Here is an 8,160-nt window from a genome sequence, read left to right as displayed (position 1 = left end):
TTGGTTTTGCTCGTTTGTATTAAAGCCTTGCCTGTTTTCCTTATCGACCTGCTTCCTTTACTGTTGATTGCGGCCATAACGGTGAATATATTCATAAAAAGGATCGAGCGCGATATATTGCACCGCCTTGAAGAGGCCGGGCCCGACTTAGGGAAAAAGGTTGAGTAAGTGTAGTTCGTGTCATACGGGGAGAAAGTTGCCGTGAGAAAGCCTATGTGCCTGCCGACGGCGGAACGGCAGGCATGAAAGGCGTTGCCGTTCTTGCCGCAACGCGCGCCGTTTCTTTCGGGCTATTCCGTTTTCGTGTCTTCCGTGCCCTTGCAGTGGAGCCATAAAAATATGGCAAAGCTTATGACAAAGGCTGTAATGCTCGTTATTTGCGCCGATTTCAGGCCCGCTGCGAGGACTGAATAGTCGCCGCGCAGGAATTCCAAAAAGAATCGTTCCAGTGCGTAGAGCATGACATAGACGCAGAATACCTGCCCTTTTTTATGGGGAAAAACGCTGTAAAGAAGAAGCGCGACAAAGATGAGAATATCCAATTGCCCTTCCCAGATTTCCGCGGGCCACAGGGGCCGGCTGCCGTAAGCCCGATAGGCCAGCGTGGTATCGGGATAGACGATGCCGTAGTTTCCGCCGGTCGGATGGCCGAAGGCGTCGCCGTTCATGAAATTGGCCATCCTGCCGACTGCCTGCCCGAGGATAACGGCCGGGGCGAGAAGGTCGCCGAAAGCCCAGGTGTCAATATGATGGATCCGCGTGTATATAATGCCGGCTGCGGCGCCGAAGAGCAGGCCGCCCTGGATAGCCATGCCGCCCTGCCAGACGTAAGGGATTTCGGTGAGATGATTGTGGTAGTACGACCAGTCAAAAAAGAAGACGTCCCAGAGCCTGCCGCCGACGATGCCGGAGAGGCCGCAACAGAGGGTAAAGTCAAAAATATGAAGATGCCAGCCGCGGCCGTCTTTTTTCATAATGTAAAAGGCAGTGATGCCTGCCGATACGATCCCGAGCATAAAGAGCAGGCCGTAGGCGCGAATGGGAAAGGTCCCGATATAAAAGAGATATTGATGCATGCCGAAAGACTCCCTTGCGTGTGATATAATGAAAAAGCTACATACAAATATATTATACATACTCATAAAGGTCGTGAACAGAAATTTATGCTCCTATGGAAAAAGTCTCTTATATCATTACTTTGTTGGGGTTGTCTGAGTGCGTCCGTTTTTGCGGCGCCGACGTTAACGGATATCCGCTCGGAAGGGGCGGCTGTTGAAACGGCGGTTCATGTCGTGCAAAAAGAGACACCTCATATAAAAGAACGTGTTCCGGAAGACCGAAGCGACGGCGCGCCCGCAGCAGTCGGGCGGCTCTTCGTGAGTGAACGTGTCCTGCGCACCGCAGGCATTTATCCCGTAGCCGGCAAGGCCGGACAGTACAGGGTGTTTTTACCGGAACACGCTGCCTGGCCGTTAAGTGATGCCAAGTCCGTAGTCCTGACCTTTCCGCTTGTCAAAGAAGGCGGGAAGTCATTTATCAATGTGACCCATATCCGGTCCTCCCTGGGCCTTACTTTTGCAGAGGGTGATGCTGCCGGGGATACCGTCCCGTCTTCGACAGGAATGCCCGTTCTGCGCGATCTTACCGAAACGCCACCCGTTTCCGGAGACGGGCGCCTCGGTATGGTTCTGTTCTGGGACCCCGATATGAAGACGGACGGAAACATACATAAGCCGGCCGCGGCTCTGCCGGTTATTTCGCCGACAGCGTTCCGGATAGCCGGGACGGGTGTCACCTTGCGCAAAGAAAATTTCGATGACTATATAAGCTCCTATACGCAGGCGGGGTATTCCGTCTGGCCTTTAGTGGACAATAATTTTGATCCGGTGGAGACGCATGTATTTCTGACGGATGAGCGCGCTCAGAAGGAAGCCGTTAAAACGCTGATCGGGTATGCGCTCCTGTATAAATTCGACGGGTATAACATTGATTTCGAAAATGTTGATTATGCCGATCGGGACAGGCTGACGCGTTTCGTTGCCGATTTTGCCGAGGCTGCTCATGCGTACGGCATAAAGCTGTCTATGGACATTACGCCTCTTTCCGACAGTAAAAACTGGTCACAAGTGTACGATCGCGCCGCTTTGGCTCCCAACTTGGACTATGTCATGCTCATGGCGTACGATCAGTTCGGCCGGACCAGCCCTGTGCCGGGCCCCTGTGCGACTCAGCCTTGGACGGAAAGGGCCGTGGCCGTGACCGTGCCCCTCGTAGGAGCGGATAAGCTCGTCCTCGGCATGCCTTTGTATATGCGCATCTGGTACAGCACAAACGACGAAGACATGCTGCCTGTCAATATAGACGAGTGGCCTGATCCGGTAAGTGATAAACCGGGACCTGCGGACAATTACAAGGCGTATAAATCCTTGAAGGTGAGGACCTTGACCATGCGGGACAGTTCGGTATTCAGACAAAAGTATGCCGCCTACATCGGCTGGAATGAAAAAGAAGGTCTTTTTTACCTGAATCTGCCCCTGCCGAAGGGCGTGGTTCAGGTCTGGTTTGAAGACGACATGTCTTTGGAAAATAAGAGAAACCTCATCGGGTCTTATCACTTGGCAGGCGGAGCCTATTGGCGGAAAGGCTTTGAAAGCGAGTCTTTCCGTGATGCGTGGGCGGACGGTTGATTGACTTGACATGACGGGAACACTATAATAAAAATAATTCGTTTTTTGCTGTCCGCAGTTTGATATAGGAGGCTTATCAATGGAAAAATATATTCCTCAGGAAATTGAAAAGAAATGGCAACGCCAGTGGGCGGAGTCCCGCACCGACCGGACTCCCGACGACAACGGCAAACCGCCGTATTATGTACTGGAAATGTTTCCGTATCCGTCAGGCAACCTCCATATGGGCCATGTCCGCAACTATACGATCGGCGATGTCATTGCCCGATACCGGCGCATGAACGGGTACAATGTCCTCCATCCCATGGGCTTCGACGCGTTCGGCATGCCTGCGGAAAATGCGGCCATTAAACGCAATATCCCTCCGGCGGAATGGACGTACGGCAATATTAAAAATATGGAACGCCAGCAGAAAGCGTTGGGCCTTTCATACGATTGGGAACGGGAAGTGGCTACCTGTCACCGTGAATACTATCGCTGGACGCAGTGGATCTTTGAACTCCTCTACAAACGCGGCCTTGCGTACCGCAAGGACCACGAAGGTCAACTGGTGCGGCACCTGTAATACCGTCCTGGCCAATGAACAGGTTATTGACGGTAAATGCTGGCGCTGCGATAACGATGTCGTCAAAAAAGACTTGAAGCAGTGGTTTTTCAAGATTACGGACTATGCGGATCAGCTTCTCGCCGACTTAGAACTCCTGCCCGGCTGGCCCGAACGCGTGAAGACGATGCAGAAAAATTGGATCGGCCGCAGCGAAGGGGCCGACTTCGCGTTTTTTATTCCGGAAATCAATGAAAAGCTGGAAATGTTTTCGACCCGTATCGACACCATTTTCGGTACGACCTTTGTGGTCCTTGCGCCGGAACACCGCTTTGTCCGGCGTTTGATCAAAGGCAGGAAAAATGAAGCGGAACTGCAGGAATTCATTACGCGCATGAAAAATCAAAGCGATATGGAACGTACCTCCAACGAGGCGGAAAAGGTCGGCATGTTCACCGGCGCCTATGCGGTAAACCCCGTGAATCATGAAGAAGTCCCCATTTGGATCGCCAACTACGTTCTCGCCGATTACGGCACGGGCGCCGTTATGGGCGTTGCCGGCCATGACCAGCGCGACTACGAATTCTGCAAAAAATACGGTATTCCCATCCGTTTCGTCATCGAAGATCCGACCGGCGAATATGATTATTCCGCATCGGGCCCGCAGGCCTACGTCGGTGAGGGCCGTCTCATGAATTCGGGTGAATTCAACGGTCTTACCGTCGAAGAGGGCAAGAAGGCCATTACCGCATGGCTGGAAGCGCACCGCGTCGGCAAGGGTACGGTCAACTTCCGCCTGCGCGACTGGCTCATCTCGCGGCAGCGGTACTGGGGGGCGCCCATTCCCATCGTGTACTGTGATACATGCGGCGAACAGCCGGTCCCCGAAGATCAGCTTCCCGTAGAATTGCCGGAAGATGTCCGATTCACGGCCGGCGCCGTGTCGCCGCTGGCCACGAGCGAACGGTTTGTCCGCTGTACCTGCCCGAAATGCGGCGGCCCTGCCAGACGCGAAACGGATACGATGGATACCTTCGTATGTTCGTCATGGTATTTCCTGCGCTATACGGACGCGCGCAATACCGACGCTCCGTGGGATCCGGAAAAAGCCGAGTACTGGATGAATGTCGACCAGTATATCGGCGGTATTGAACACGCTATCCTTCATCTGCTCTATTCCCGTTTCTTTATGAAAGTATTCCGCGATGCCGGCCTCGTCAAAGAATCGGAACCGTTCGAACGGCTCCTCACACAGGGAATGGTTTTGAAGGACGGCAGTAAGATGTCCAAATCAAAAGGCAATGTCGTCTCGCCTGAAGAGATCCTTGCCGAATACGGCGCCGATACGGCCCGGCTTTTCATCCTCTTTGCCGCTCCGCCCGAACGCGATCTCGAATGGTCCGAGCAGGGCGTGGAAGGCGCGTACCGGTTCCTCAATCGCGTGTGGCGTATTGTACGGCAGTTCGCGGCAATTGCCGGGACGGGAGAAAAAGCGAACGGCACGTATACGGCTGCGGATAAAAAATTGCGTTTCGTTGAATATACGTCCGTTACCAAGGTTACGGAGGACGTGGCGGGCAAAGACGGCGCTTATGCTCTCAATACGGCCGTCAGCGCCGTTATGGAATTTGTCAATGCCATGCATGCCTATGTCGGTGAGGGCAACAGCGTATACCATGCCGATGTTGCCGCTGAAGCCAACGAAACCCTCCTGCGCCTGTTGGCGCCGTTCACCCCGCACATTACGGAAGAGCTCTGGCATGAAATCGGCGGGGAAGGCAGCGTGCACGCGCAGCCGTGGCCCGAAGTCGACACGGAGGCTCTGGCCGTAACGACAGTGGAACTCCCCGTTCAGATTAACGGTAAGGTCCGCGAACGGATACAGGCAAGCGCGGACAGCTCCGCCGACGGCATTAAGGAGCAGGTGCTGGAGCTGCCGCGTGTCCGGGAGCTCCTTTCGGGGAAGTCGATTGTAAAATGCATCGTCATTCCCGGTAAGATCATCAATATCGTGGTGAAATAAAAGAGGGTACCATGGACAAAAATATGATCCTGTCTCCCTGGCCCAAGCGTACAGTACGGCACATGTCGAGCTTCAACAATACGCCCAGCGCCGTACTGGTGCCTATCGTGGAGGTGGGCGGGGAACTACGCTTTTTATATGAAGTGCGCAGCATGGCGCTGCACTGGCAGCCGGGCGATATATCCTTTCCCGGCGGCAAAATCGAGCCGTCCGACAGTAACGCGGAAGCGGCCGCGATCAGGGAGACCATGGAAGAACTGAGCGTGCGCAGGGAAGATATACATATCCTCAGCCCGCTTGATTACGTGGAATCCGTGACGGGGGTCGATATATATCCGTTTGCGGCCCATTTGGATGCATACGAAAATATCCGCTGCACGGCCGAAGTGGATCATCTTTTTACCGTACCGATACGCTGGTTCATGGACCATCAGCCGGAAAAAGCGGACATGGATCTGGCAACCCGTCCGGGCACTCATTTTCCCGTGGATATTTATTATCCCGGAAACCCTATGGACTGGCGCCGCCGCAAATCCTATTTTGTGTATGTGTACCGTTATAACGGCTACCGTATTTGGGGCATGACTGCACAGATCACGAAACACTGTGTGGAACTCATACAGAAAATGTAGCGTACAAACAGCATAGCGCACCCGAAAAGAGGCCCGGCAGGGGCCTCTTCTTTTCCCTCTGATCGAAATGACAGAGGGATTTTTTGAGGTCAACATGGATGTTGAGCAAGGATAAATGAGCGGCAAGGAAAACGGCGACGAATAATCTGTGCCGGGGGATTTTTTACATATAACGGTGTCGGTTATGTATTTTTTATGAGAAAAAATCTCTTAAATTTATTTGACATTATTTATCATAATGGAGTAAACTATACGTGCAAATCGGTACATCTGTAGGCGATTGCAATCGGACAGTGTATGGGTTACGGCGGTACGCGGAGAGGAAACATGGACAACTCGCCTGTGAAAGCCGTGAAGTATACTGTCTCAACTGTGACGAAGAAAGAACACTATTTAAGAAAAGAGGCAGAAATTATGAAAAAGAAAGTACTTGCATCATTGGTTGCTACAATGGCCGTTACGGCTACGTGCGCCTTGGCGGCCAACCCCTTTGCAGACGTTCCCCAGGACAGCTGGGCGTACAACTCTGTAGTAGAATTGGCTAATTCCGGCATTGTCCAGGGTGTGGACGGCGTCCACTTCCAGGGCGAACGCAACATTACCCGCTACGAAGCGGCGGAAATGGTTGCTAAAGCGATGGCTCATGAAGACCGTGCCAATGCGGAACAGCGCGCGCTCATCAACAAGCTGGCCGATGAATTTTCCGATGAACTCAATACGCTCGGCGTGCGCGGCATCCAACCTGGAAGAACGCGTGGGCAACGTGAAACTGACCGGTGACGCCAATATCCATTACCAGCACCAGAAGGGCAATATTGAAGATGACGCTTCTTGGGAATATGCGGTTCATCTCCTCGCTACGGCGAAGGTGAACGACCGGATGAACGTCAACCTCGGCCTCAGCACGGACGATATGAGCTTTGATGATAAAAATTCCGCGTCGAGCGGGGAAGACCACAAGCTCTATGTGGATCACGCCAATGTCGAATACAATGCGGGCAAGAACGTGAATATCCTTGTCGGCCGCTATGACTACCAGATCGGCAACGGCATGGGCCTCCAGTACGGCGATACCTTCGACGGCGCGCAGGTGCAATTCGGCGGCGACCACTGGTCCCTGACGGGCGGTTACGGTAAGTTTAAGGAAGCGGATCCGGAAGCTCCAGATCCGAGTCTCCTTGACGTAAAAACGGGCTATGTATCCCTGGACGGCATGTGGGATAAGTTCGGCGCCGGCGTTTACTACAACCAGTTCGGTGATACAAAGGCGGATGCCGCGAACTTGGATCATATTTTGGGCGGCTACGCGTTCTTCAAGTTCGGTGAAAAATGGAATCTTATGGGCGATTACCAGCGCGTAAGCAAGGACAAAGAAACTTCCGCCGATAAGGACGGCAACCTCTGGGGCGCCAAACTTCAGTACGGTGAAGCCGTTCCCGAAGAAAAGGGCAGCTGGGACGCATGGGTTGATTACGTCCATGCGGACAAAGGCACCTACTACGGCAGCACGGCCGGCTGGCGCGACGGCGGCTATCTCGGCTACGAACACGGCGTGAAGGGCTGGGGCGTAGGCTTCGACTATGCTCTTGCCAAGAATGTCGTACTTGCCGTTGGGCAGACTTTCGGTACAAAGAATACGGACGGTGACGGCACGAAACAGAAAGAATACACCAGTGCCGAACTGGATTTCTTCTTCTAAGAGAAACACATACAAAAAGAGCAACGGAATTTAATTTCGTTGCTCTTTTTGCATGAATGAAAGAGCCCGTTCCCGGAAAACGGCTGTACAAGAAGGATTGCGGCATGGGAGGGGAGCGGGCAAAAATTCATAAAAACACAAAAATATAACGGGAATATCGTAAAGAATTGAAAAACAGCCGATAAAATTTTGACAAACATGAAGAAATAAGGTAAACTTATACACAGCTTATTGGTGGCGGTGTGTCAGGCAGTAGGCTTCAGGAATGGAAGAAATAGATGCAAGCCAGTAAAAGAGAGGAAACATGGACAACTCGCCAATGACCCCTTGCAAATATTTCCGGTATTCCGAACCGTAACGAAGCAGGAAGAATACTAGTATATTTGAAAAGGAGTTTTTACAATGAACAAAAAACTTATCGCTTCTTTAGTGGCAACCATGGCTGTAGGCGCCACGGCATTTGCGGCCAACCCGTTTGTCGATGTACCGGCTGACAGCTGGGCGTACAATTCGGTTGTAGAATTGGCTAATTCCGGCATCATCCAGGGTGTGGACGGCGTCCACTTCCAGGGCGA

At 52.7% G+C, this 8,160-nt stretch carries 3 protein-coding genes and 3 pseudogenes; 5 read left to right on the top strand and 1 reads right to left on the bottom strand.

The window, feature by feature from the left end; translation table 11 throughout:
• Positions 1 to 290: 290 nt before the first annotated feature.
• On the bottom strand, positions 291 to 1,076 hold the full coding sequence (gene lgt / locus HMPREF0080_RS06285) for a prolipoprotein diacylglyceryl transferase (RefSeq protein WP_040347402.1): 786 nt from the start codon (positions 1,074 to 1,076) through the stop codon (positions 291 to 293).
• 87 nt (positions 1,077 to 1,163) lie between these two features.
• Between lgt and HMPREF0080_RS06280 the strand changes: the two genes are divergently transcribed.
• The 5 genes and pseudogenes from HMPREF0080_RS06280 to HMPREF0080_RS10870 all read left to right on the top strand — a co-directional run.
• The gene (locus tag HMPREF0080_RS06280; RefSeq protein WP_006790504.1) at positions 1,164 to 2,687 is read left to right on the top strand and encodes a glycosyl hydrolase family 18 protein; all 1,524 of its coding nucleotides are present in this window, start codon (positions 1,164 to 1,166) and stop codon (positions 2,685 to 2,687) included.
• A 79-nt stretch (positions 2,688 to 2,766) separates the two neighbouring features.
• A pseudogene (gene leuS / locus HMPREF0080_RS06275) lies at positions 2,767 to 5,254 on the top strand (leucine--tRNA ligase).
• 11 nt (positions 5,255 to 5,265) lie between these two features.
• On the top strand, positions 5,266 to 5,886 hold the full coding sequence (locus HMPREF0080_RS06270) for an NUDIX hydrolase (RefSeq protein ID WP_006790501.1): 621 nt from the start codon (positions 5,266 to 5,268) through the stop codon (positions 5,884 to 5,886).
• Between the two features lie 414 nt (positions 5,887 to 6,300).
• Positions 6,301 to 7,585, top strand: a pseudogene (locus tag HMPREF0080_RS06265) (S-layer homology domain-containing protein).
• A gap of 402 nt (positions 7,586 to 7,987) precedes the next feature.
• Positions 7,988 to 8,160, top strand: a pseudogene (locus HMPREF0080_RS10870) (outer membrane insertion signal); the annotation flags it as partial.

It is taken from the genome of Megasphaera geminata F0357, from assembly GCF_000239275.1.
In the GTDB taxonomy this organism is placed as follows: domain Bacteria; phylum Bacillota; class Negativicutes; order Veillonellales; family Megasphaeraceae; genus Megasphaera; species Megasphaera geminata.
This window is presented reverse-complemented; position numbering and strand designations above follow the sequence as displayed.